The sequence below is a fragment of the Azospirillum sp. B2RO_4 genome, assembly GCF_051124815.1.
GTDB lineage: Bacteria > Pseudomonadota > Alphaproteobacteria > Azospirillales > Azospirillaceae > Azospirillum.
Window position 1 is genome coordinate 310,072 of sequence record NZ_CP118489.1, and the last position, 24,849, is coordinate 334,920.

General features: G+C 68.8%; 22 protein-coding genes. 12 read left to right on the forward strand and 10 right to left on the reverse strand.

Going from position 1 to position 24,849, the window contains the following annotated elements; translation table 11 throughout:
• The first annotated feature begins 71 nt into the window (after positions 1-71).
• From PWS46_RS25030 to PWS46_RS25040, 3 genes are all read left to right on the forward strand, one after another.
• Positions 72-2,285 carry a methyl-accepting chemotaxis protein gene (locus PWS46_RS25030; protein ID WP_434623555.1) on the forward strand — a complete coding sequence of 738 codons (2,214 nt, stop codon included), beginning with the start codon at positions 72-74 and terminating at the stop codon, positions 2,283-2,285.
• A 67-nt stretch (positions 2,286-2,352) separates the two neighbouring features.
• Positions 2,353-3,369, forward strand: coding sequence for an amino acid ABC transporter substrate-binding protein (locus PWS46_RS25035; RefSeq protein ID WP_434623556.1), 1,017 nt, complete (start codon positions 2,353-2,355; stop codon positions 3,367-3,369).
• Between the two features lie 249 nt (positions 3,370-3,618).
• Positions 3,619-5,184, forward strand: a complete 1,566-nt coding sequence (locus PWS46_RS25040; protein WP_434623557.1) for an IS66 family transposase — start codon at positions 3,619-3,621, stop codon at positions 5,182-5,184.
• Between the two features lie 42 nt (positions 5,185-5,226).
• Here PWS46_RS25040 and PWS46_RS25045 read toward each other — a convergent pair whose 3' ends face one another.
• The 5 genes from PWS46_RS25045 to PWS46_RS25065 all read right to left on the reverse strand — a co-directional run bounded on the left by PWS46_RS25045 (position 5,227) and on the right by PWS46_RS25065 (position 9,887).
• Positions 5,227-5,940, reverse strand: a complete 714-nt coding sequence (locus PWS46_RS25045) for an ABC transporter ATP-binding protein (protein ID WP_434623558.1) — start codon at positions 5,938-5,940, stop codon at positions 5,227-5,229.
• Complete coding sequence (locus PWS46_RS25050; protein WP_434623559.1) at positions 5,930-6,685, reverse strand: ABC transporter ATP-binding protein; 756 nt, start codon at positions 6,683-6,685, stop codon at positions 5,930-5,932. Before PWS46_RS25050 ends, PWS46_RS25045 begins: the two co-directional genes overlap by 11 nt.
• Positions 6,682-7,704, reverse strand: coding sequence for a branched-chain amino acid ABC transporter permease (locus PWS46_RS25055; protein WP_434623560.1), 1,023 nt, complete (start codon positions 7,702-7,704; stop codon positions 6,682-6,684). Before PWS46_RS25055 ends, PWS46_RS25050 begins: the two co-directional genes overlap by 4 nt.
• On the reverse strand, positions 7,701-8,570 hold the full coding sequence (locus PWS46_RS25060; protein WP_434623561.1) for a branched-chain amino acid ABC transporter permease: 870 nt from the start codon (positions 8,568-8,570) through the stop codon (positions 7,701-7,703). The genes PWS46_RS25055 and PWS46_RS25060 overlap by 4 nt, the downstream gene beginning before the upstream one ends.
• A gap of 132 nt (positions 8,571-8,702) precedes the next feature.
• Positions 8,703-9,887, reverse strand: coding sequence for an ABC transporter substrate-binding protein (locus PWS46_RS25065; RefSeq protein WP_434623562.1), 1,185 nt, complete (start codon positions 9,885-9,887; stop codon positions 8,703-8,705).
• A gap of 341 nt (positions 9,888-10,228) precedes the next feature.
• Here PWS46_RS25065 and PWS46_RS25070 point away from each other — a divergent pair, with 341 nt between their 5' ends.
• The 8 genes from PWS46_RS25070 (at position 10,229) to pcaG (ending at position 17,149) form a co-directional block, all read left to right on the forward strand.
• Positions 10,229-11,101: a CoA transferase subunit A gene (locus PWS46_RS25070; RefSeq protein ID WP_434623563.1), complete on the forward strand. Its 873-nt coding sequence runs from the start codon at positions 10,229-10,231 to the stop codon at positions 11,099-11,101.
• Positions 11,101-11,895 (forward strand): CoA-transferase subunit beta, encoded by a 795-nt coding sequence (locus PWS46_RS25075; protein ID WP_434623564.1) that lies wholly within the window; start codon positions 11,101-11,103, stop codon positions 11,893-11,895. The genes PWS46_RS25070 and PWS46_RS25075 overlap by 1 nt, the downstream gene beginning before the upstream one ends.
• 4 nt (positions 11,896-11,899) lie before the next feature.
• Positions 11,900-13,099 (forward strand): 3-oxoadipyl-CoA thiolase, encoded by a 1,200-nt coding sequence (gene pcaF, locus PWS46_RS25080; RefSeq protein WP_434623565.1) that lies wholly within the window; start codon positions 11,900-11,902, stop codon positions 13,097-13,099.
• A 158-nt stretch (positions 13,100-13,257) separates the two neighbouring features.
• A complete protein-coding gene (gene pcaD / locus PWS46_RS25085; RefSeq protein WP_434623566.1) occupies positions 13,258-14,055 on the forward strand; it encodes a 3-oxoadipate enol-lactonase in 798 nt (265 codons plus the stop codon).
• On the forward strand, positions 14,055-14,468 hold the full coding sequence (pcaC, locus tag PWS46_RS25090) for a 4-carboxymuconolactone decarboxylase (RefSeq protein ID WP_434623567.1): 414 nt from the start codon (positions 14,055-14,057) through the stop codon (positions 14,466-14,468). Before pcaD ends, pcaC begins: the two co-directional genes overlap by 1 nt.
• Positions 14,465-15,838, forward strand: a complete 1,374-nt coding sequence (locus PWS46_RS25095; protein WP_434623568.1) for a 3-carboxy-cis,cis-muconate cycloisomerase — start codon at positions 14,465-14,467, stop codon at positions 15,836-15,838. Before pcaC ends, PWS46_RS25095 begins: the two co-directional genes overlap by 4 nt.
• Positions 15,839-15,863: 25 nt before the next feature.
• Positions 15,864-16,586, forward strand: a complete 723-nt coding sequence (gene pcaH, locus PWS46_RS25100; RefSeq protein ID WP_434623569.1) for a protocatechuate 3,4-dioxygenase subunit beta — start codon at positions 15,864-15,866, stop codon at positions 16,584-16,586.
• Positions 16,587-16,591: 5 nt separating this feature from the next.
• Entirely contained in the window at positions 16,592-17,149 is a 558-nt protein-coding gene (pcaG, locus tag PWS46_RS25105; RefSeq protein WP_434623570.1) for a protocatechuate 3,4-dioxygenase subunit alpha, read from the forward strand.
• Positions 17,150-17,296: 147 nt separating this feature from the next.
• On the opposite strand, the gene PWS46_RS25110 is transcribed toward pcaG, so the two are convergent.
• The 5 genes from PWS46_RS25110 to PWS46_RS25130 all read right to left on the reverse strand — a co-directional run bounded on the left by PWS46_RS25110 (position 17,297) and on the right by PWS46_RS25130 (position 23,255).
• Complete coding sequence (locus PWS46_RS25110; protein WP_434623571.1) at positions 17,297-19,381, reverse strand: methyl-accepting chemotaxis protein; 2,085 nt, start codon at positions 19,379-19,381, stop codon at positions 17,297-17,299.
• Positions 19,382-19,675: 294 nt separating this feature from the next.
• Complete coding sequence (locus tag PWS46_RS25115) at positions 19,676-20,695, reverse strand: TRAP transporter substrate-binding protein (protein WP_434623572.1); 1,020 nt, start codon at positions 20,693-20,695, stop codon at positions 19,676-19,678.
• Positions 20,696-20,751: 56 nt separating this feature from the next.
• Positions 20,752-22,029 carry a TRAP transporter large permease gene (locus tag PWS46_RS25120; protein WP_434623573.1) on the reverse strand — a complete coding sequence of 426 codons (1,278 nt, stop codon included), beginning with the start codon at positions 22,027-22,029 and terminating at the stop codon, positions 20,752-20,754.
• 39 nt (positions 22,030-22,068) lie between these two features.
• Positions 22,069-22,671 (reverse strand): TRAP transporter small permease, encoded by a 603-nt coding sequence (locus tag PWS46_RS25125; protein ID WP_434623574.1) that lies wholly within the window; start codon positions 22,669-22,671, stop codon positions 22,069-22,071.
• Complete coding sequence (locus PWS46_RS25130) at positions 22,668-23,255, reverse strand: gluconokinase (protein ID WP_434623575.1); 588 nt, start codon at positions 23,253-23,255, stop codon at positions 22,668-22,670. Before PWS46_RS25130 ends, PWS46_RS25125 begins: the two co-directional genes overlap by 4 nt.
• A gap of 371 nt (positions 23,256-23,626) precedes the next feature.
• On the opposite strand from PWS46_RS25130, the gene PWS46_RS25135 reads away from it, so the two are divergent.
• Positions 23,627-24,691 (forward strand): LacI family DNA-binding transcriptional regulator, encoded by a 1,065-nt coding sequence (locus tag PWS46_RS25135; RefSeq protein WP_434623576.1) that lies wholly within the window; start codon positions 23,627-23,629, stop codon positions 24,689-24,691.
• Positions 24,692-24,849: the final 158 nt, after the last annotated feature.

Below are 24,849 nucleotides of genomic sequence, written 5' to 3' on the forward strand. Positions count from 1 at the left end.
TTCAAAGGGCCCTGCGACGATATGCGTGTAGCAATCCGTTGAAACCGTTCACTGGCGGCGGGGGTTTGGGCATGACGGCGATCTCGACGAAGACTGGCGCGACTCTTGACGACGGCGGCGCGCGCCACCGCTTCTGGACCCTGCGCCGCGCCATGGTGTCGGTGGTGGGCGTGCTGGTGGCGGCGCTGATCGCCAGCCAGGCCTGGGTGTCGCAACGCTACACCGACTTCGCGCTCGAAACCTTCAACAGCAGCGCGGCGGCGACCCTGCGGGTGCTGGCCAACGACCGCATCCGCAAGAACTACACGGACTGGCTCCAGAACCACGCCAACGAATGGAGCCGCGATTCCTTCCTGGTCGACAGCATCAACCAGAAGGACCCGGCCAAGACGATGCTGGCGCTGAAGAACATCAACGCCCGGCCCGTGGTGGTCGACCGCGAGGTGCGGCTGGTCTCGGTCGCCGTCTATGACGCCGACATGGCGCGCATCGCCACCACCGGCGGGGAGCAGGACAGCGTCGCCACCGTCGCCCCGCTGTTCGAGGCGCTGAAATCGCGCGACATCGCCGACAAGCGCCGCCCGGCCAGCCTGCTGTGGCGCGACGGCCAGGGCCGGCCGCTGTTCAGCATGATCGTCCCCATCGGCGGCTTCCGCGTCCTGGGCTTCCTGGAGGTGGTGACCGATCCGCTGCCCGCCCTGTCCAGCCTGGGCGCCGTTCTCGACGCCGACATCCGCTTCACCGACGCCAAGGGCGCCGTGCTGTTCGAGGCCAAGGGCAACGACCCGTCCGACCATGCCAAGCTGTCCACCACCAAGGTGGCGCTCGGCGGCGACGGCGGGCTGCCCTGGGCGACGGCGGAGATCTCGCGCGACGTCGCCGACTTCGTCGGCGCGACGGAGGAGTTGCGCAACGGCGCGCTGGAAATGGTCGGCGCCTTCGCGCTGGCCGTCGCCATCGCCGCCGCCCTGCTGCTGCGCGTCGCCGTCTTCGCCAACCTGCGCAAGTTCGCCCGCGCCATGGAGCAGATCGCCGCCGGCGACCTGTCCATCGAGATCCCGCGCACCGGCCGCGACGAGCTGGCGGTGATGGCGGCGGCGCTCCGCCACCTGCGCGGCAGCGTGGAGCAGGTGCTGCTGATGAAGCGGATGGTCGACAGCAGCCCGGTGCCCACCGCCCTCCTTCGCACCGACGGTCAAGTTGGCTTCGTCAACCCCGCCGCCCGCAACTTCTGCGAGGCGCACGGCATCGACCCCGCCGGTCCCGACCTGCTGGCCCAGGGGCCGGACTTCACCGCCGCCTGCACCGATCCCACCCGCCCGCCGATCCCGCGCCGCACCCTGACCGTCGGTGAAACCACGGTGGAGGCCCATGTCGACACCGTCTTCGACGACCAGGGCAACGTGCTGGGCAAGACGCTGTCCTGGACAGACGTCAGCGAGCAGATGCGCTCCGCCGCGCTGGCCCGCCAGCTGATGGAGGACGTGCACACCGTCGCGTCCGGCGTCGCCACCCAGTCGGGCCAGCTGCGCGAGCTGGCCGACGCGCTGCGCCGGGAATCGGCCGGCACCATCGACAGCACGGCCAGCGCCGGCAGCTTCGTCGCCGAGAGCAACCGCAACGCCACCACCTGCAACGACAGCGCAGAGGTGCTGATGGACACCATCGGCACCGTCTCCAGCCTCGCCACCGAGGCGGCCGGCGTGGTCGGCTCCACGCTGGACGAGCTGACCGCCGCCCGCGAGGTGGTCGGCCAGCTGGGCGAGAACACCGAGCAGATCCGCCGCATCGTCGACGTCATCACCGGCATCGCCCACCAGACCAAGCTGCTGGCCCTGAACGCCACCATCGAGGCGGCGGCGGCCGGTGTCGCCGGCCGCGGTTTCGCCGTGGTGGCGGCGGAGGTGAAGAAGCTGGCGGAGGAGACCGCCAACGCCACGGTGCAGATCGCCAGTTCGGTCGGCGCCATCAACGGCAGCATCCAGAACACCGTCGGCACCTTCGCCCGCATCTCCGGATCGGTCGAGCGCATCAACAAGGTGCAGGACCTGATCGGCGAGGCGGTGGCCCGCCAGACCGAATCCTCCACCGACATCCGCAGCCGCGTCGGCGTGATCGCCGGCAACACCGGCGAGGTGGCGGCGCTGATCGACGGCGTCGGCGCCCAGGCGGCGCGCACCGGAGACATCGCCGCCTCGCTGACCGAGACGGCGAACACGCTGGCCGAGGAGGCCGCTTCGCTGCATAGTCTGCTCGGCACGCTGCGCGCCGGGCAGGCGGCCTGACCCCGCCCGCCGCGGACAGGCGGCGGATGGGACGGGCCGGGGGACGGGGCGGGGGATGGGTGTGGGGATGCGGCTGCTGTTGCTTCTGCTGCTGGCGATCGTGTCGGCCTTACCGGCCCATGCGGAGGACGGCGACACGCTGGAGCGCATCCACGGCCGCGGCTTCCTGATCTGCGGCCTGCGCAGCGGCGTCAGCGGCATTTCCTTCTCCGACCCGCAGGGCCATCTCGACGGCTTTCTGGTCGATGTCTGCCGGGTCTTCGCCGCGGCGACCTTGGGCAACGCCCAGGCGATCCGCGTCGTCCGCCTGCCGGAAAAGCCGCAGGAGTTCCAGGCGGTCGAGAAGCACGAGGTCGACGTGGCGCTGACCACCACGACCTGGACCTTCAGCCGCGACCTGTCGCACGACATCGAGTTCCTGATGCCGCTGCTGCATGACGGCCAGGGCTTCGCCATCCACGGCGACGGCACGGCGCCACCGCCACTCGACCGGCTGGGGCCGCGCACCGTCTGCGTCAAGACCGCCACCACCACCGTCCGCAACCTGGAGGACTATATCCGCAAGTCCGACCTGCCCTGGACGATCCGCACCTTCCAGACGCTGGACGAGGCGCTGCAGGCCTTCCTCGCCCATGAATGCGACCTGCTGACCACCGACCGCACGGTGCTGGTGACCTCGCTGGCCGGCTACCGCCAGGCCGGCATGGGCATCTATATCTACCCCGACGTGATCTCGCGCGAGCCGCTGACCCCCTACATCGCGCGCGGCGACCGCAACTGGTACGACATCACCCGCTGGGTGCTCCACGCCATTGTGCTGGCCGACGCCAAGGGCGTCACGGCGGCGGATGTGCAGGCCGGCCGCATCCCCGACGATCCCGAACTGCACCGCATGCTGGGCCATGCCGGCAGCGTCGCCCGCACGCTGGGCCTGCCCGACGACTGGGCCCTGCAGGTGCTGGCGCAGGTCGGGAACTACGGCGAGATCTTCGACCGCAACCTCGGCACCCCCTACGGCATGGACCCCGGCATGAACAAGCCCTGGACCGAGGGCGGGTTGCTCTACGCACCGCCGTTTAGGTAACGCGCACCGGGGATAATCCCCTCTCCCCCCCGGGGAGAGGGTTAGGGTGAGGGGGTCGCGCTGCGAGGATTCTCAAGCATCGCGCACTCCCCGCTTCCCACCAACTCCAGCCTGTGCATCCCCCTCACCCCGACCCTCTCCCCGGGGGGGAGAGGGGGATTTCGTAACATGGACAAAAGCCCGGGCGAGATGATATCGGGTCCGGTCGGTTGTTAGGGGATGCCCACCGCGCTAGTAAACCTCTCGGAGATGTCGGCCGACGCGTTGCGCCAACTCGTGCTGGAGCTGTGGCAGCGTCAAGCCGATCTGGAGCAACGGCTCCGCGATCGTGATGCCGAGATCGCCCGGCTGAAAGGGTTGTCGGGTCGGCCTGCGATCAAGCCGGCGGTCAAGCCGAGCGGCATGGAGGCCGGGACGCCAGCCCCCCCGCAGCGGCCTGTGCGTCGCCGACGTGGTCGGGCGGGCAAAGTCTCCAAGACGGTGACCTGCGAGGATCGCGTCCTGTGCGTTGCCGTGCCGGAGGGGTCGCGCTTCAAGGGTTATGAGGATTTCACCGTCCAGGAACTGGAACTGCGGGCGCGGCGTATCCGCTTGCGCCGGGAGCGCTGGCTGACGCCGGACGGCCGGTGCATGGTGGCATCGCTTCCCTCCGGGATCACCGCCCACCTCGGCCCGGAACTGCAACGCTTCGTGCTGTTCCAGTATCATCGTGGACAGACCACCATTCCCCGTCTGGTGGCGCTGCTCGCCGACCTCGGGTTCGACGTCTCCCAGCGGCAGGTCGTGCGCCTGCTCACCCGCCGTGGCGCACTGCTGGCCGAGGCCGACGCCGTACTGCGGGCCGGGCTGGAGACGGCGTCCTGGATCAGCGTGGACGACACCGGTGCCCGCCACAAGGCGGCCAACGGCGTCTGCACCCAACTCGGCGACGACCGCTTCACCGCCTTCAAGACCACCGGGTCGAAGAGCCGGCTGAATTTCCTGGAGGTGCTGCGCGCCGGCCATGGCGATTACGTCGTCAACCCGGCGGCGCTGGCCTACATGCGCCAGGGCGGCGTCCCGCTGGGCACCGTCGCCCGGCTGGAGGCTCATCCGGCGCGCCGCTTCCCCAGCGAGGCGGCGTGGCTCGATCATCTGCGCGCCCTGAACTGGCCGACGTGCGTCCACAAGATCGACATGGTGCGCCTGGCCACCGAGGCGGCAGTGTGGGGGAGCCTTGCCGACCACGGACTGCTCCCCGACACCGTGATCCTCAGCGACGATGCCGGACAGTTCGACGTCGGCCTGCACGCGCTGTGCTGGGTCCATGCCGAACGCCTGGTGCACAAGCTCGACACCTTCACCCCCGCTCAGTACGCCGCCCAGCAGCACATCCGCTCGCTGATCTGGGCGTTCTACGCCGACCTCAAAGCCTACCAGAAGGCTCCTGACCCAGGCCGACGCGCCCAACTGCGGGTGCGCTTCGAGCGGATCTTCCTCCGACGCACCGGCTTTTCCACCTTGGACCGGCTGCTGGTGCGCCTGCGTGCCAACAAGGACGAGTTGTTGCGCGTCCTCGACCGCCCGGAGGTCCCCTTGCATACCAACGGTTCGGAAAATGACATCCGCTGCCATGTCACCCGCAGGAAAGTCAGCGGCGGCACCCGATCCGATGCGGGACGCGCCGCGCGCGACGGTTTCCTCGGCCTGATGAAGACCTGCGCCAAGCTCGGCATCGCCTTCTGGGACTTCCTCGGACATCGCCTCGGAGTCCCAGGCTCACAAGACCTTGCCTATCTCCCGGACGTGATACGACAGCGTGCAGCTCCAGCTTGAGCGCCCGGGCTTTTGCCCATGTTACGGGATTTCATCATCCCCCTACGCCGCCAGCGCCACGCCCAGATGGCGTTCCAGCAGCGCCGGATCGGCCTTCGCCTGCGCCGCCGGCCCGGCATGCACCACCCGGCCGCGGTCGAGGAAGACCACGCGGTCGGCGAAGTCCAGCGCGCGGTCGACCTGCTGCTCCACCAGCAGGATCGTCATGTCCAGCTTCGACAATGCCGCCATCAGCGTGTCGCAGATCACCGGCGCCAGCCCTTCCAGCGGCTCGTCCAGCAGCAGCACCGTCGGCTTGCCGAGCAGGGCGCGGGCGACCGACAGCATCTGCTGCTCACCGCCCGACAGCTCTCCGCCGCCATTGCGCCGCCGCTCGCCCAGCCGGGGGAACAGTTCGTACGCCTCTTCCACGGCACAACGCGGCCGGCCCTTCAACCCGGTGACGAGGTTCTCCTCCACCGTCAGCGATTTGAAGATGTCGCGCGTCTGCGGCACATAGCCCAACCCCGCCGCCGCCCGCGCCGAACTGCCCATGCCCCCCAGTTCCACCCCGTCCAGCCGGATGCTGCCGCCATGGCGGGTGGTCTGGCCGACCAGCGTCGCCAGCGTCGTCGTCTTCCCCACCCCGTTGCGGCCGAGCAGCGCCAGCCGCCCGCCCGCCGGCACACTCAACGACACGCCCTCCAGGATCAGCGTCTTGCCGTAGCCGGCGCGCAGATCCGCGACCTCGAACGCTCCACGCGGTTCAGTGTGCATCGGCGCGGCTCCCCAGATAGACCTCGCGCACGCGCGGGTCGGCGACGATCTCCTTGGCGGTGCCGCTGCACAGCAGCCGCCCCTGCGCCAGCACGACGATGGTTCTCGCGAAGCGGAAGACGAGGTCCATGTCATGCTCGATCATCAGCACCGCCAGATCCTTGGGCAGCCGGTCGATGGCGTCGAGGATGCGCTGGCTTTCCGAATGGGGCACGCCGGCCGCCGGCTCGTCGAGGATCAGCACCTTCGGCTTCATGGCGAGCGCCAGCGCGATCTCCAAAAGCCGCTGCTGCCCATAGGCCAGCGAGCCGACCGCCGTGTGCGCCACCGGCGTCAGCCCCATGCCGTCGAGCAGCCCCGCCACCTCGTCGGCCAGCCCGGCCACCTTGGCGACGTTGGCGAACAGGCGGAAGGTGCGGCGGTCGCGCTGCAGGACGGCCAGTTCCAGATGCTCGCGCACCGTCATCGACTTGAACAGCCGCGCCACCTGGAAGCTGCGGATCAGCCCCAGCCGCACCCGCTCCGCCGCCGACAGCCGGGTGATGTCGCGTCCGTCCAGCCGGATGGTGCCGGCGCTGGGCGGGATCACCCCGGTGACGAGGTTGACGAAGGTCGTCTTGCCCGCCCCGTTCGGCCCGATCAGGGCGCAGCGGTCGCCGGCATTCAGCGTCATGGAGATGTCGGACGACACCTGAAGGCCGCCGAAATTCTTGCTCAACCCCTCGACTTCCAACAGCTTGGTCATGCCCCGCCCTCCTTCCTGCCCAACAGCCCGCCCAGCCGCTCCACGCCCGAGGCGATGCCGCCGGGCAGGAACAGGACGATGCCGATCAGGAACAGGCCGATGAAGCCCATCCAGTGGAAGGGGTCGCTGGCCGCCAGGACATGGTGGATGCCCATGAAGGCCGCCGTGCCGATCACCGCGCCATAGAGCCGCCCGGTGCCGCCCAGCACCAGCATCACCAGCGCCTCCGCCGACCAGGGGAAGCCGGCGCTGTCCAGCCCGACGATGCCGCTGGTCACCGCGGTCAAGCCGCCGGCCACCCCGGCGAACACCCCGGCCACGCCATAGAGCACCACCAGATAGGATTTCGGCGAGCCGCCGATGGCGGAAATCCGCAGCGGATCCTCCCTGACCCCGCGGCAGGCCAGCCCGAAGGGGGAGCGCACGATCCGCCGCGCCACCAGCAGCCCGACCACCAGCACCGCCAGCGCGAACAGGTAGGAGGTGCGGCCATACATGTCGAAGCGGAACATCCCCAGCACCGGCGCCGGATCGATGCCCGACAGCCCGTCGCTGCCGCCGGTCCAGTCGCGCGCCTTGTTGGCGACCTCCTGCACGATCTGCCCGACCGCGATGGTCAGCATCAGCAGGGTCAGCCCGCGCGCATGCAGGATCAGCGCACCGGTCGCCAGCGCGATTCCCCCGCCGGCCAGACCGCCGGCCGCCAGCATGACGAAGGGGTCGTTGATCCAGTTCACCGCGACGATGCCGGCGGCATAGGCGCCGATGCCGAACATCGCCGCCTGCCCCAGCGTGGCGATCCCGCCATAGCCGAGCACGAGGTCGAGCGACAGCACGAACAGAGCCGAGGCGGCGATGCGGGTCAGCAGCGCCAGATCGTCCGGCAGCAGCCAGAAGGCGGCCAGCCCGACCGCCGCGACCAGCGGAATGCCGATCCAGCCGAGATCGCGGCGGGCCGCCAGGGAGGTACGTCGGGTCATCTGGCCAGCCTTGCCGTCCCGCTCGGCGACGCTCGTCATGCCGTCCTCCCTTTGAAGAAGCCGTGCGGCCAGCGGAACAGGATCAGGATCAGGGCGGCATAGAAGAAGAACTCGCCGAAACTCGGGATCAGGTATTTGCCGGCGGTGTCGACGATGCCGAGCGCCAGCGCCGCCGCCGCCGAACCGAAGATGCTGCCGGCGCCGCCGACCGCCACCACCGCCAGGAACAGCACGATGTAGCGGATGGCGTAATAGGGCTCCAGCGGCAGCAGTTCCGCCCCCAGCACGCCGCCCAGCGCCGCCAGCCCGGTGCCGAGCGCGAAGGTCGCCAGATACAGCCGCTCCGTCCGGATGCCCAGCGCCGCCGCCATGGCGGGATCATCGACCGCCGCGCGCAGCCGGATGCCGAAATCGGTGCGCTCCAGCAACCACCACAGCCCCAGCAGGGTCGCCGCCCCGGCGGCGATCACGAAGGCGCGGTGGGTCGGGATCGCCTTCGGCCCCAGTTCCACCGTGCCGGTCAGCAGCTCGGGCAGCGGAATGCGCTTCAGCGTCGGACCGAACAGGTAATTGATCCCGGCGACGATGACGAAGGTCAGGCCGATGGTCAGCAGCACCTGCGCCAGTTCGTTGGCGGAGCCGTAGATGCGGCGGTACAGCAGCCGTTCCAGCGGCAGCGTCGCCAGCACCGTCAGCGCCACCGCCGCCACCAGCGCCAGCCCATAGGGCAGGCCCGCCTCCTGCGCCGCATAGGACGCGACATAGCCGCCGACCATGGCGAAGGCGCCATGCGCCAGATTGACCACCCGCATCAGCCCCAGCGTCACCGACAGCCCGACGGAGATGATGAAGAGGATCATGCCGTAGGCGACCCCGTCGACGGCGATCCCGAACATGGTTTCCATGATGTGCGTCCGTCCTCCCTCTCCCGACCCGGGGCTATGTCATGCGCGAACCTTCCAACTTGGGAAGATCTCCCTCTCCCCCCCGGGGGGGGGAGGGGATTCTGTCCGTGATGGGAGAGGGATAATCCGCCCTCACTTCGCCAACTTGTACCCATAGTCCGGCTGCTTCGGGAACGCCTGCTTCTCGACATTCTCCAATTTGCCGTCGACCTTCTCCACCGTGCGCAGATAGATCGTCTGGGTGACGTGGCGGCTGTCGGGATCGATGGTCAGGGGGCCGCGCGGGCTTTCCCAGCTCATGCCCTTCACCGACTCCACCGCCTTGGCGCCGTCGATCTTGCCGCCGCCGTTCTTGATCATCTGGTAGATGACATGGACGCCGTCATAGGCGCCGACCGACGTGAAGGTGACGCTGTCGACCGAGCCGAACATCTCCTTGTGCTTGGCGACGAAGGCCTTGTTCATCGCCGAATCATGGGCGCGGCTGTAGTTGAAGGTGGTGGTGATGCCCATCGCGGCGTCGCCCAGCGCCGGCAGGTCCGGTTCCTGGGTCAGGTCGCCGGGGCCGAAGAACTTGATGCCCGCCGCCTTCAGCCCGGTGTCGTTGAAGGCCTTGGCGAAGGCCAGCGTCGCCGGCCCGGCCGGCAGGAAGGCATAGACGGCCTCGGCGCCGGAGTCCTTGATGCGCTGCATGAAGGGGGCGAAATCGGTGGACTTCAACGGCATGCGGATGGTGTCCACCACCGTGCCGCCATGCTTCTCGAAGGTGGTCTTGAAGGCGGCCTCGCCGTCGATGCCGGGGCCATAGTCGCTGACCGCCGACACCGCCTTCTTTATCCCCTGCTTTGCCATGTATTCGGCCAGCGGCACCGTGTTCTGCCACAGGGTGAAGGAGGTGCGGACATAGCGCGGCGACTTCTCCGTGATGGCGGAGGTGGCGGCGTTGAAGATCACGCAGGGGATGTTCGCCTCGTCGATCAGCGGGGCGACCGCCAGCGCGTCCGGCGTGAAGAAATAGCCGGCGAGGAAGGACACCTTGTCCTTGACGATCAGTTCCTGCGACAGCGCCTTGGATTGTGACGGGTTCGGCTGGTCGAGGTCCTTGTAGATGAACTCCACGGTGTCGTTGCCGACGGTCTTGCCATGTTCGGCCTGATAGACCTCGATCGCTTCCTTGAAGCTCTTGCCGACCACGCCGAACGGACCGGAAAAGGGCGCCACGACGCCGACCTTGATGGTGGCGGCGCCGGCCGGACCGGCCGCCAGCGCCAGACCGAACGCCGCACCCAGCAGCGCATTGCGCAGAGTCCTCGTCATTGTCCCTCCCACATGTGACCATATGCCGGCGCCGGAACTCTTTTGTCCCGGTCATTGACTGTTGTGCCAACCGTACTGAGGGATGGCCGAACCGTCAAGTGCGATATTTGATATGATGTTCTATAATCGCACAAAACAAGCCAGCCGACTAACACATTGTCTTGGTTTGTGTTTTTAAGATAGCTCCGGCTACTCCACCGCGCATCGCTCATGTTGCGCCGCAATATGGGCGATTACCGCCCTATTTTTGCCGTTTTCGACCTTGACAGCGAACCGCCACTCTCGCCACTCTGTGCGTAAAGACGAATGCTTGTGCGGTTTTCGCACACTCGGGAGGTCATATGGCGAAGATCACGCCCCTGCGCGAGGCGGTGGCGAGCCTCGTGCAAGACGGCGACACGGTCGCCCTGGAAGGGTTCACGCATCTGATTCCCCATGCCGCCGGCCAAGAGATCATCCGGCAGGGCCGGCGCGGCCTGACGCTGGTGCGGATGACGCCGGACCTGATCTATGACCAGATGATCGGCATGGGCTGCGCCGCGAAGCTGATCTTCTCCTGGGGCGGCAATCCCGGCGTCGGCTCCCTCCACCGCTTCCGCGACGCGGTCGAACAGGGCTGGCCGCACCGGCTGGAGATCGAGGAGCACAGCCACGCCGGCATGGCCAACGCCTATGTCGCCGGCGCCTCCAACCTGCCCTTCGCCCTGCTGCGCGGCTACACCGGCTCCGACCTGCCGAAGGTCAACCCGAACATCCGCTTCATCGAGTGCCCCTTCACCGGCGAAAAGCTGGCCGCCATCTCCTCCGTCCGGCCCGACGTGACGGTGATCCACGCCCAGAAGGCCGACCGCCGCGGCAATGTCCTGCTCTGGGGCATCCTCGGCGTCCAGAAGGAGGCGGTTCTGGCCGCCAAGCGCTCCATCGTCACGGTGGAGGAGGTCGTCGACGATCTGGAGGCGCCGCCCAACGCCTGCGTTCTGCCGGCCTGGGCGCTGTCGGCCGTCTGCCCGGTTCCCGGCGGCGCCTATCCGTCCTACGCGCAGGGCTATTCGGAGCGTGACAACCGCTTCTACAAGGCCTGGGACCCCATCGCCCGCTCGCGCGACGACTTCCGCGCCTGGATGCAGCGTCATGTGCTGGACACCGACGATTTCGCCGGCTTCCGCCGCGTGCTGGCCGAAAGCATGCCCCAAAGCACGACGGAGGCCGCGTGATGAGTGCAGCCCCCCTCGACTTCACCGCGACCGAGATCATGACGGTGGCGGCCAGCCGCCTGCTGAAGGACGGCACCGTCTGCTTCGTCGGCATCGGCCTGCCCTCCACCGCCGCCAACCTCGCCCGGCTGACCCATGCGCCCGAGGTGGTGCTGATCTATGAATCCGGGCCCATCGGCGCCAAGCCGACGGTGCTGCCGCTGTCGATCGGCGACGGCGACCTCGCCCTGACCGCCGACACCGTGGTCGGCACGCCGGAAATTTTCCGCTACTGGCTGCAGGGCGGGCGGATCGACGTCGGCTTCCTCGGCGCGGCACAGGTCGACCGCTTCGCCAACATCAACACCACCGTCATCGGCCCCTACGACGCGCCCAAGGTGCGGCTGCCCGGTGCCGGCGGCGCGCCGGAGATCGCCTCGCAGGCGAAAGAAGTGTTCATCGTCCTGAAGCACAGCCCGAAAGCCTTCGTCGCCAAGCTGCCCTTCGTCACCTCGGCCGGCTATCTCGACGGCGGTGACGCGCGGGTCAGAGCCGGCATTCCCGGCGCCGGGCCGACCGCGGTCATCACCGACCTCGGCATCCTCACCCCCGACCCGGTGAGCAAGGAGCTGACCCTGACCGGCATCCACCCCGGCGTGACGGTGGAGCAGGTGAAGGCCGCCACCGGCTGGGACCTGAAGATCTCGCCCGCCCTCAAGACCACCGAAGTCCCGGACGCCGAAACCCTGACGGCGCTCCGCGACCTCCATGCCCGCACCGCAGCCGCCCATGGGCAGGTTGGCGGAGAAGGATAAAGCAATGCGTGACGCCTATATCTGCGACGCCATCCGCACCCCCATCGGCCGCTATGCCGGAGCCTTGTCGTCGGTACGTGCCGACGATCTCGGCGCCGTGCCGATCCGCGCCCTGATGCAGCGCAACCCCTCGGTCGACTGGGCCGCGGTGGACGACGTCCTCTATGGCTGCGCCAACCAGGCCGGCGAGGACAACCGCAACGTCGCCCGCATGGCCGCATTGCTGGCGGGGCTGCCCGACGCGGTGCCGGGCACGACGATGAACCGGCTCTGCGGTTCCGGCCTCGACGCGCTCGCCACCGCCGCCCGCGCCGTCAAGGCGGGAGAGGCCGAGCTGATGATCGCCGGCGGGGTGGAGAGCATGAGCCGCGCCCCCTTCGTCATGGGCAAGGCCGACGCCCCCTTCTCCCGTCAGGCGGAGATCTTCGACACCACCATCGGCTGGCGCTTCGTCAACCCGGCGATGAAGGCAGCCTATGGCACCGATTCGATGCCGGAGACGGCGGAGAATGTCGCCGACGACTGGAAGATCGCCCGCGCCGACCAGGACGCCTTCGCGCTGCGCAGCCAGGAGCGCGCCGCCCGCGCCATCGCCGATGGCAGCATGGCCCGCGAGATCGTCCCCGTCACCATCCGCACCCGCAAGGGCGAGACGGTGGTGACCACCGACGAGCATCCCCGCGCCACGACCATCGAGGCGCTGTCGGCCCTGAAGCCCATCGTCCGCCCCGGCGGCACGGTGACCGCTGGCAACGCGTCCGGCGTCAACGACGCCGCCGCCGCCCTGCTGATCGCGTCGGACTCGGCAGTGAAGCGCTTCGGCCTGACCCCGCGCGCCCGCATCCTCGGCGGCGCCACCGCCGGCGTGCCGCCGCGCGTCATGGGCATCGGCCCGGTCCCCGCCACCCGCAAGCTGCTGGAGCGTCTCGGCCGGACCATCGCCGACATCGACCTGATCGAACTGAACGAGGCCTTCGCCGCCCAGGGTCTTGCCGTGCTGCGGGAGCTTGGCCTGCCCGACGATGCCGCCCATGTGAACCCGCAGGGCGGCGCCATCGCGCTGGGCCACCCGCTGGGCATGAGCGGCGCCCGCCTTGCGACCACCGCGCTCTACCAGCTCGAACAGTCCGGCGGCCGGACGGCGCTCTGCACCATGTGCATCGGCGTCGGCCAGGGCATCGCGGTGATGATCGAGCGGGTGTAGCCTCAGGCTTCGAATGCCCCCTCCCCAACCCTCCCCCACCTTCGGTGGGAGAGGGAGTTAAACGCAAGAGCGGCGGAGTTCCCTCTCCCGCGAAGCGGGGGAGGGTTAGGGAGGGGGAAAGAGCACCCCACCAGCCTTAACCGTCAGCGGAAGCCCCCATGCCCTTCATCGAAGCCGCCGGCATCACCCAGCATTACGACCTGACCGGCCCGGCCGACGCGCCGGTGTTGCTGTTCGCCAACTCCATCGGCACCAGCTTCCACATCTGGGACGCCGTGGTCCCGCATCTGGCAGACCGCTACCGCATCCTGCGCTACGACATGCGCGGCCACGGCCTGACCCAGGTGACGCCGGTCAGCGACACCGCCGGCTATACCATGGACATGCTGGCCGACGACGCCGCCGGCCTGCTCGACGCGCTGGGCATCGGACGCGCCCATGTCTGCGGCCTGTCGATCGGCGGCATGATGGCCCAGCGCCTCGCCGTCAAGGCGCCGGCCCGCGTCCACGGCCTGATCCTGTGCGACACCGCAGGCGTCATCGGCCCGGCCTCGGTCTGGACCGACCGCATCGCCGCCATCCGCGCCCGCGGCATGACCGCGATCGCCGACGGCGTCATGGCCCGCTGGTTCACGCAAGAGTTCCGCGACGGCCGCCCCGACCAGATCCGCGGCTACACCGCCATGGTCGCCCGCATCCCGGAGGACGGCTATGTCGGCTGCGCCATGGCGATCCGCGACGCCGACCTCAGCGCCGCCAATGCCGCCATCACCGCCCCCACCCTGGTGATCTGCGGCGAGCACGATGTCGCCACCCCGCCCGACGCCGCCCGCGCGCTGGCCGCCGGCATCCCCGGCGCCCGGTTCGAGCTGCTGCCCGGCGCCGCCCACATCCCCGGCGTCGAGAAGCCGGCCGAACTGGCCGCCCTGATCGACGGCTTCCTGAGGGATTTGTGATGGACGACCCGGAGATGAAGGACAGGGACCTCTACGACCGCGGCATGGCGGTGCGCCGGTCGGTCCTGGGGGACGCCCATGTCGACCGCTCGCTGGAGCGCGCCACCGACTTCGACGCCGATTTCCAGGAGTTCATCACCAAGACCGCCTGGGGCCAGATCTGGACCCGGCCGGGCCTGGACATCCGCACGCGCAGCATGCTGACCATCGCCATGCTGGCGGCGCTGGGCAAGGACGGCGAGCTGAAGCTGCACATCCGCGCCACCCGCAACACCGGCGTCACCCGCGACGAGGTCAAGGAAATCCTGATGCAGGCCGCCGTCTATGCCGGCGTCCCCGCCGGAAACCACGCGATGGCGCTGGCCCGCGCCGTCTATGCCGAGATGGACGAAGAGGACGCCCAAAAAGCATGACCGCCATCCGCCACGCCGACCCCCTCCTCGACCCGCTCTTCACCACCGACGCGGCGGCCGATGCCTTCTCCCCCGCCGCAAGGCTGCAGGGCATGCTGGAGTTCGAGGCGGCGCTGGCGCGGGCGGAGGCGGCGGCCGGCGTCATCCCCGCCCATGCCGTCCCGGCCATCGAGGCGGCCTGCAAGGCGGATCTCTACGACCTCGATGCGCTGGGGGCGGAGGCGGCGCTGGCCGGCAATACCGCCATCCCGATGGTCAGGCACCTGACCCGAACCGTGAAGGCCGCCGACGAGGAATCCTCCCGCTACGTCCATTGGGGCGCCACCAGCCAGGACGCGATGGACAGCGGGCTGATGCTGCAACTGCGCCGTTTCCTCGCCGGCCTCGACGCCGATCTGGCAGCACTCGCCGACGGCTTGGCCGACCTCGCCGACCGCCACCGCGCCACGCCGATGGTCGCCCGCACCTGGCTGCAGCACGCCCTCCCCACCACCTTCGGCCTGAAGGCCGCCGGCTGGCTCGACGCGCTCGGCCGCGACCGCCAGCGCATCGCCGCCGCCCGCGCGCGCCTCGCCCTGCAATTCGGCGGCGCCGCCGGCACGCTGGCGGCGCTGGGCGACGCCGGCCCGGCGGTGGCGGAGGCTCTGGCGCGCGACCTCGACCTCCCGCTGCCTGCCCTGCCCTGGCACGCCAGCCGCGACCGCATCACCGAACTGGCCTCGGCCCTCGGCATCCTCGCCGGCACGCTGGGCAATCTCGGCCGCGACATCTCGCTGATGATGCAGATGGAGGTCGCCGAAGCCTTCGAGCCCAGCGCTCCCGGCCGCGGCGGCTCCTCCACCATGCCGCACAAGCGCAACCCGGTGTCCTGCGCCGTCCTGCTCTCCACCGCCATCCGCGCCCCGTCCCTGGTCGGCGGTCTGCTGGCAGCGCAGGTGCAGGAGCATGAACGCGGCCTCGGCGGCTGGCATGCCGAGTGGCAGGCCCTGCCCGACCTCTGCCGCCTCGTCGCCGGCGCCGCCCGCCATGCCCGCGAAACCATCACCGGCCTGACCATCGATGCGGAGCGCATGCGCGCCAACCTCGACCTGACCCGCGGCCTGATCCTGGCCGAAGCCGTCACCATGGCGCTGGGCGACCGCATGGGCCGGATGGCCGCCCATTCCCGCGTCGCCGAGGCCAGCCGCCGCGCCGCGCACGCCGCCCGCCCGCTGCGCGACGTGCTGGCCGAGGATGCCGAGCTGGTGCAGGCGCTGGGTTCGGACGCCCTCGACCGCCTGTTCGACCCGCTGAACTACACCGGCTCCGCCTCCCATTTCATCGACCGCGTTCTGGCACTCCACCGGCAAACAGAAGGTCGGCAAAGCTGACCGTTCCCAAGGAGGGACACTCAGGATGGACACAGCCGTTCACGAGACGGAGGGCGATTTCACCCCCCGCGATTGGGCTCAGCACCCGCCCTACCTGTCGCCGCTCTACAAATCGACGGTGCTGCGCTCCCCGTCCAAGCCGCTGATCCCGATGAAGCAGTGCCTGTCGGTGCGCAGCGGCCCGGTGTTCGGCCATGACAGCGTCGATCCGCTCGACAGCGACCTGACGAAGAACGGCCGCGTCAATGGCGAGCCGGTCGGCGAGCGCATGATCGTCACCGGCCGCGTGCTGGACGAGAGTGGCCGGCCGGTGCCGCACACGCTGCTGGAGATCTGGCAGGCCAACGCCTGCGGCCGCTACGTCCACCGCTGGGACCAGCATGACGCGCCGCTCGACCCCAACTTCTTCGGCGCCGGCCGCTGCATCACCGACGATCAGGGCCGCTACCGCTTCACCACGGTCAAGCCCGGCGCCTATCCCTGGGGCAACCACCACAATGCGTGGCGGCCGGCGCACATCCATTTCTCGCTGTTCGGGCCGTCCTTCCTGACCCGTCTGGTCACCCAGATGTATTTCCCCGGCGACCCGCTGCTGCCGCTCGACCCCATCTACAACGGGGTGCCGGAGGGCGCGCGCGAGCTTCTGGTCTCCCGCTTCTCCATCGACGTGACCGAACCGCTGCGGGCGCTCGGCTATGAGTTCGACATCGTCCTGCGCGGACGGCAAGCCACGCCGATGGAGGGCTGACCGCCATGAGCCAGATGCTGAAACAGACCCCGTCCCAGACCGTCGGCCCCTATTTCGCCTATGCCTGGACACCGGAACTCTACGGCCGCCGCCCGCTGGCGACCAACCGGCTGGCGACCCGCGACATGCCGGGCGAGCACATCCGCATCGAAGGCGTGGTGTATGACGGCGAAGGCGCCCCGATCCGCGACTGCGTGGTGGAGATCTGGCAGGCCGGCGCCGACGGCCGCCACGCCCCCGGCGCCGCCGGCTTCGGCCGCTGCGGCACCGACGACGCCGGCCATTACGTCTTCGACACGGTGAAGCCCGGCGTCTGCGAGGCCGGTCACGCCCCGCACATCGCGGTGACGGTGTTCGCCCGCGGCATGCTGAGCCACGCCTTCACCCGCCTGCATTTCTCCGACGAGGCCGCGGCGAACGCCGCGGACCCGGTGCTGACCACCGTCCCCGCCGACCGCCGCGACACCCTGATCGCCCGGCGCGCGGAGGTTCCGGGCGGCGTGGTCTACCGCTTCGACATCCGCCTGCAGGGCGAGGGGGAGACGGTGTTTTTTGACTGTTGAGACGGCGAGGTTAGACCCCCACCTAACCTCCCCCGCTGGGCGGGGGAGGGACTGCCGCTTCTTTCCCGATCAAGCACTTATCCCCTCTCCCGCCCAGCGGGGGAGGGTTAGGGTGGGGGTCTAGCTCCACAAGGAGCCGACGCCCACTCACCCCTCGCGGATCGTCGCCACGAAGCGCTGCACTTCGGTGCGCAGCTGCGCCGATTGGTGCGACAGCGTGTCGGCGGCGGCGCGGGCCTGGGAGGCCATGCTGCCGGTCTCGCTGGCGGCGCGGGTGACGCCCTCGATGTTGGTCGACACCTCGCGGGTGCCGGCGGCGGCCTGCTGGACGTTGCGGCTGATCTCGCGGGTCGCCGCCCCCTGCTCCTCCGCCGCCGCCGCGACGGCGGTGACCGTCTCGCTGATGCCCAGGATGGTGCGGCCGATGGCCTGGATGGCGCCGACGGCGCTGCCGCTGACCGACTGGATCTCGGCGATCTGGGCGGCGATCTCCTCCGTCGCCTTGGCGGTCTGGCTGGCGAGGTTCTTCACCTCCTGCGCCACGACGGCGAAACCCTTGCCGGCCTCGCCCGCCCGCGCCGCCTCGATGGTGGCGTTCAGCGCCAGCAGGTTGGTCTGGCCGGCGATGGACTGGATCAGGTTCACCACGTCGCCGATCTTCTGCGCCGCCTCGGCCAAGCCGGCCACCGTGCCGTTGGTCTTTTCGACCTCGCCGACCGCATCGTTCGCCATGCGCGAGGAGGCGGAGATGCGCTGGTTGATCTCCTCGATGGAGTGGGCCAGCTCCTCCGCCGCGGCGGCGACCGTCTGCACGTTGCCGCTGGCGACGTCGGCGGCGCTGGCGACGGCGGCGGCCTGGGCGTTGGTCTGCTCGGCAATGGCCGACAGCCCTTCCGAATCGCTGCGGATCAGCTCCGCCTGCTCGGTCACGCTGGCGACCACGCCGCCCACCGTGCCCTCGAACCGGTCGGCCATCCGGGCCAGCTCCTGCCGGCGCCGCTCGGCGGCCTGCGCCTCGTCCCGGCGGCGCTGCTCCTCCATCTCGGCGACGCGGCCGGCATTCTCCTTGAACAGCTGCAGCGCCTTGTTGATCGCGCCGATCTCGTCCGCGCGGTCGCGGTCGCGCACCTCCACGTCCTGCCGGCCGGCGGTAAGCGCCTCCACCGTCGCGATGATCCGGCGCAGCGGCGTGCCGACGATGGTCCGGGTCGACAGCCACAGCGCCAGCAGCAGGCCGACGGTCAGCAGCACGGCGCCGATGGCGATGAAGCTGCGCAGTTCCTCCTTCGGTACCTCGATCTGGTTCATCGGCAGATTGATCAGCACCGACCAGGGCGTGCCGGTGTCGCCGATCACGACCGGCTGGAACAGCTGCTTGACCTCGGTCTTCAGGCTGGCCGACACCGAGAAGTGGGCATAGCTCTTGCCCTCGCGGATGGCGGGCAGCGCCTCCTTCAGCCGCTGGTTGGTCTCCAGGATCGGCTTGCCCATATGGGCGGCATTGCTGTAGCCGGCCCACAGGCCGCCGTTGGAGATCAGGAAGACCGACCCGGTCCCGAACGGCTTCGCCGTCTTCAGCTCGTTCCAGATCTCGTCGGTGGCGATGTCGACGCCGGCGACGCCGACGAACTTGCCGCCCTCCATGACCGGCACCACCAGCGACACCATCAGGATGTTCTTGCCGGCCACCACATAGCTGTAGGGCTCGACGATCACCTCCTTGCCGGTGCGCTTGGCCTGCTGGTAATAGAGGCCGTCGGGGCCGGGATCGTCATAGGCGGTCAGCGCCTCCAGCTGGGGCTTGCCGCTGCCGCGGTTCCAATAGGGGATGAAGCGGCCGCTGGCGTCGCTGCCGGGGCTGTTGACGAAATCGGAGTCCTTGCCGTCCAGCGCGTTCGGCTCCATGCCGACCCACACGCCGATCAGGTTGGGATTGCTCTCCAGCAGGCTCTTCAGCCAGTCGTTCAGCTTGGCGCGGTCGGCGACGCCGCTGCGCTTCAGGCTCAGCAGGGTGGTCCGCATCAGGCGGCTGATGTTCATGGCGTCGTTCAGACGCCGCTCAACCGTCTCGGCATGGAATTTGCCGAGTTCGTCCCCGACCCTGAAGGACAGGGCGTCGGTATCGGCCCCGCTCCTGGCGGAGATCACGACCGTGCCGACTCCCAGCCCGACCAGCAGAACCACGCCGATCGCCAAAACCAGCTTGGTCACCAAAGGCAGCTTCTTGAACATCTCCATTCCCCGCGACATACCCGGACAAGGGCCCGACACCCCCGACCGACTGTCTCGCAGTTCTGTTAAATTCAAGTAAATTATCTGCTAATATATCTGTCACATCAACAGATGGTGAGAACAACTCTCAAAAGAATGGCGACCAGCCATACCCGGATCAAAGAGTCATACTTTGGGACCAGTCCACGAATCCTTCGGACACATACAACCTTCACTCCATACCATAAAGAAGAAGGGGACGGACCGGTCGTCCCGGTTCGCCCCCTTCGCAACGTCGGCAAGCGTCGCCCGTGATTACTTCCGGGCGGCGGCGATGGCGGCCTGCAGGTCCTTCAGCACCTCGGCACCGCCGTCGGCGGAGTACTTGTCGAAGGCGGGCTTGACCATCTCGCGCATGCGGTCCAGCTCGGCCGGGCTCAGCTCGTTGATCTGCATGCCCTTCTCCTTCAGGTAGGCCACGCTCTCGGCCGAGGCCTTGCGGCTGTCCGTGCGCTCGAAATCGCGCGAGGCGACGGCGGCCTCGTTCAGGATCTTCTTCTCGTCCGCCGACAGGCCGTCGTACCAGCGCTTGCTGGCCAGCATGATCCACGGGCTGTAGACGTGGCGGGAGATGGTCAGATACTTCTGCACTTCATAGAACTTGGACGACTGGATGGTGGTGACCGGGTTCTCCTGGCCGTCGACCGTGCCGGTCTCCAGCGCGGTGAACAGCTCGGAGAAGGCCAGCGGCACCGCGTTGGCGCCGAAGCGGTTGAACATGTCGATGTAGACCGGGTTCTGCATCACGCGCAGCTTGATGCCGCCCATGTCCTCGACCTTGGTGATCGGGCGCTTGCTGTTGGTCAGGTTGCGGAAGCCGTTCTCCCAATAGACCAGCCCGACCAGCCCCTTGTCGTTCAGCGACTTCAGCAGCTTCTCGCCGAACGGGCCGTCCAGCACGGCGTCGGCTTCCTTCTCGTTGTTGAACAGGAAGGGCAGGTCGTAGACGCCGAAATCCTTGACGATGCCGACCAGCGTGGCGGTGGAGCCGACCATCATCTCCTGCGCGCCGCCGATCAGGGCGTTCTGCATCTGGATGTCGCTGCCCAGGCTGGCGTCGCCGAAGCCCTTCAGCTTCAGCTTGCCGCCGCTGCGCTTGGACAGCTCCTCGGCGAAATACTTCACCGCCCGGCCCTGGTTGCTGTTCTCCGACAGGCCGTAGCCGAAGCGGATGATGCGGGTCTTCACGTCCTGGGCGGCAGCGGTCGTCGAGGCGGCGATCGGGGCGAGCAGCGCGGCGGCGATGCCGGTGGCGAGCAGCAGTTTGCGGAACATGGGTGTCGAACTCCCTTGAGGTCTGGTGTTTCGTTCTGGTTGGTTTTGCTAAGGCGTCAGTGGAACAGGTGCAGCGGCATGGTGATGATCTCCGGCACGGCGATCATCAGGCCAAGCAGGACGATGTAGGTCAGCAGGAAGGGCCAGATGCCCTTGGTGGCGCTTTCCAGCGAGATGCGGGCGACGCCGCACACCACGTTCAGCACCGTGCAGACCGGCGGATGGATCAGGCCCAGCGTGCCGATCAGGACGAACATCACGCCGAAATAGGTCGGGTCGATGCCGGCCTTGATCGCCAGCGGGGTCAGCACCGGACCCAGCACCAGGATGGTCGGCGTCAGGTCCATCACCGTGCCGACGGCCAGCAGCAGGAAGGCGATGGCCAGCATCAGCAGCTTGGGATGGCTCATCAGCGGGGCCAGCAGCTCCGTCATCTGCTGCGGCAGGTCGGCCAGCGTCACCATGTAGGACGACACCAGCGCGGCGGCGCACAGGAACATGACGGTGCTGGTGGTGCGCGCCGCCTGGACCAGCAGCGGGACCAGCTGCGGCAGCGTGACCTGACGGTAGACGAACAGCGCGACGAACAGCGAATAGACGGCGGCGACCACCGCGGCCTCGGTCGGCGTGAAGATGCCGCCGCGCAGGCCGCCGATGATGATGACCGGCAGGGCCAGCGCCCAGACGCCGTCGCCCAGCGCCTTCAGCCGCTCGCCTCCGCTCGCCTTCGGCTGCAGCTTCACCGTCATGTCGCGGCAGACGAAGACCCAGGCGCAGACGAGGCCGATGCCCATCAGCAGGCCGGGGACGATGCCGCCCATGAACAGCGCGCTGATCGAGGTGTTGGTGGTCACGCCGAAGATGATGAAGGGCATGCTGGGCGGGATGATCGGGGCGATGATGCCGCCCGATGCGATCAGACCGGCCGAACGCGGCACCGGATAGCCGTGGTCGCGCATCATCGGGATCAGCAGCGTCGCCAGCGCGGCGGTGTCGGCGATGGCCGAGCCGGACAGGCTGGCCAGCATCACCGAGGCGCCGATGGTGACGTATCCCAGACCGCCCTTGATGTGGCCGACCAGGCTGACCGCCAGGTTGATGATGCGCTGGGAGATGCCGCCGGCGTTCATCAGCTCGCCGGCCAGGATGAAGAAGGGCACCGCCATCAGCGGATAGTTGTCGGCGCCGCTCAGCATGTTCTGGGCGACCAGCTGGGCGTCGAAGAAGTCGAGGTGGACCATCAGCGCGACGCCGGTCAGCATCAGCGCGAAGGCGATGGGCATGCCGAGCAGCATGAAGCCGAACAGCGAGCCCAGGAAAATGGTGAGCGTCATGGCGGCGTCTCCGTCCGCAGGAAATCTGTAGGTCTGGGCTCAGTGCTTCGCGGCAGCCGCACCGGAGGCGACGCCGTGGCCGGCGCCATGTCCGGCAGGTGCCGGCGGGGCAACCGCGGGGCCGTGCGATTCCGGATGGTCCAGCGTGGTGTCGGGGTCGCCGGGGACGCGGGCGCCCGGCTGGTTGGTGACGATCCGCACCAGGTTCGCCAGCACGATCAGCGCCATGGCGATGGCCGGGAAGAAGCCCGCCGCCGCGTAGAAGGCCATGGGGAAGCGCAGGACGGTGGAGAAGGTCTCCATCCCGATCAGCAGCTGGATCCAGCTTCCCTGCACGAACAGCCACAGGGCGTACAGCATCATCAGGTGCGCGATCACCGCGCAGGCCCGGCGGACCTTGGCCGGCAGGCGGCTCTGCAGGATCTCAAGGCCCAGATGCCGCTGGTGGCGCAACGCCACGGTGGCGCCCAGGAACACCAGCCAGACGAACATCAGCCGCGCGATCTCCTCAGCCGCGACGATGCCGCTGTTGAAGACATAGCGCAGGACGACGTTGCCGAAGACGAGACCGACCATGACCGCCAGCATCAGCGCCATGATCCATTCGGTGACCCGCTCCAGCAGATCAGCAACGCGCTTCATGCGTTCCTCCCAAAACAATCACCGCCGGTCAGGCGGGCATGCGCATCGGCGACGATGGCCTCGGCCGGCAGCGTCACCTCGTAGGACAGCACCGGCTCGTCGGCCGCCGGCATCTCCAGGTCGGCGAACTGGCTGTCGACCAGGGCCATCGGCATGAAATGGGCGGTGCGCGCCCCCATGCGCGAGGCGATCAGCGCCTTGTCGCCGTGCAGGTGCAGGAACACCACCCGCCTGGACCCGCCGCGCAGCTTGTCGCGGTAGCGCCGCTTCAGCGCCGAACAGGCGACGACCAGCCCCCTGCCCTCGCGGTCGGCATCGGCGATGAAGCCGGCCAGCGTGGCCAGCCAGCCGTCGCGGTCGGCGTCGGTCAGCGGGATGCCGGCCGACATCTTCTCGATGTTGGCGGGCGGGTGGTGGGCGTCGCCCTCGATGAATTCATCGCCCAGCGCGGTGGCGAGGCTCTGGCCGACGCTGGACTTGCCGCAGCCGGCCACGCCCATCACCACGACGATCTGCGGACCGGCCGGCGGTTCGACCTGAGGGGCGTTCATGCCGGGGGACGGCGCGATGGAGGGACCGTTCATGAGGCTGGTGTTCCCGAATACCTGTGCGGGACGGCGTCCGCGACGGCAAGTCGCGGCGCCCCACGCACCGACAAAGTTATGTTAGCGCTATCATTCGCGGGTCACTGAGAGGTCCATGACCACGAAGGCCGGACTGCACGGATGACGCCGAGACGAGGTGCTGATACTGTTAGCGCTAACCTTGACGCGCGTAAAGAGTTTTGTTTGAGTTGCGGACAAACTGATCGGGGATGGCCGCGGGTTGCAGGCTTAAGCTCTGCGTGGCATGCGGCTGTTGCTGAGCATGATACACATCGGTGACCGGCGAGCCCGCGCGACCTTCCGTCGCGCCGGCCCAAATCGGATCGCCGGAATTGAAAGGACGAAGCCCTGTGACGACCCATGGCGGTGATCGGTCCGCATCCTCGGCGGTCAAGACGCGCAAGCCGCGCTCCTCGCGCACCGGCCGCGCCACCATGGCGGACGTGGCGGAGCGGGTGGGCATCAGCGCCATCACCGTCTCGCGCGCCTTCAAACGGCCGGAGCTGGTGGCGCCGGAGCTGCGCCAGCGCATCCTCGACACCGCGCAGTCGATGGGCTACGTGCCGAATCAGGCCGCCAGCGCGCTCGCCTCGGCGCGGTCGATGACGGTGGCGGTGCTGATCCCGTCGATGACCAACATGGTCTTCGTCGAGACGCTGGCCGGCATCCACGACATGCTGCTGCCGCGCGGCTACCGCGCCCTGATCGGCGTCACCCACTATTCCCCGGAGGAGGAGGAGCGGCTGATCCGCACCTACCTGCAGTTCCAGCCCGACGGCATCCTGCTGACCGGCACCGACCATACGCAGATCACCCGCACCTACCTGTCGGCGCTCTCCAGCCCGACCGTCCACATGATGGAGCTGCTGGACGACCCCGAAAGCCTCAGCGTCGGCTGTTCGCAGGAGGAGGGCGGCCGGCTGATGACCACCCACCTGCTGGAGCGCGGCTACCGCCGCATCGGCTTCGTCGCCGTGCAGCTCGACCCCCGCACGCTGGCACGCCTCGACGGCTACCGCCATGCGCTGGAGGAGGCCGGGCTGTATGACGAGAAGCGCGTCTGGCGCCTGCCCGACCCGTCCTCGATCCATCTGGGCGCCGCGATGATCGACCGGCTGATGGCGGAGAACAGCGACTGCGACGCCGTCTTCTTCTGCAACGACGACCTGGCCCAGGGCGCCCTGTTCCAGTGCCAGCGCCGCGGCATCCGCGTGCCCGACCAGCTCGCCGTCGCCGGTTTCAACGACCTGCCGGCCTCGGCCTGGACCACCCCGACGCTCACCACCGTCGCCACCCCGCGCTACGCCATCGGCCGCCACGCCGCCGCCATGCTGCTCGACCTGATGGACGGCAAGGAGCCGCCGCGGCGCCGCCTCGACCTCGGCCTGACCTTCATCGCGCGGGAAAGCACGTGAGGGGGAGTGGTTGGCTGACGGTGCCCCCTCCCTAACCCTCCCCCGCCCTCGGTCGGCCGAAGGCCGATCCGATCGTGGGAGAGGGGACTGCCGCCGTCCTTTGCAGAACCCTCACCAAGCATCCTGCCCCCTCTCCCGCCGAAGGCGGGGGAGGGATG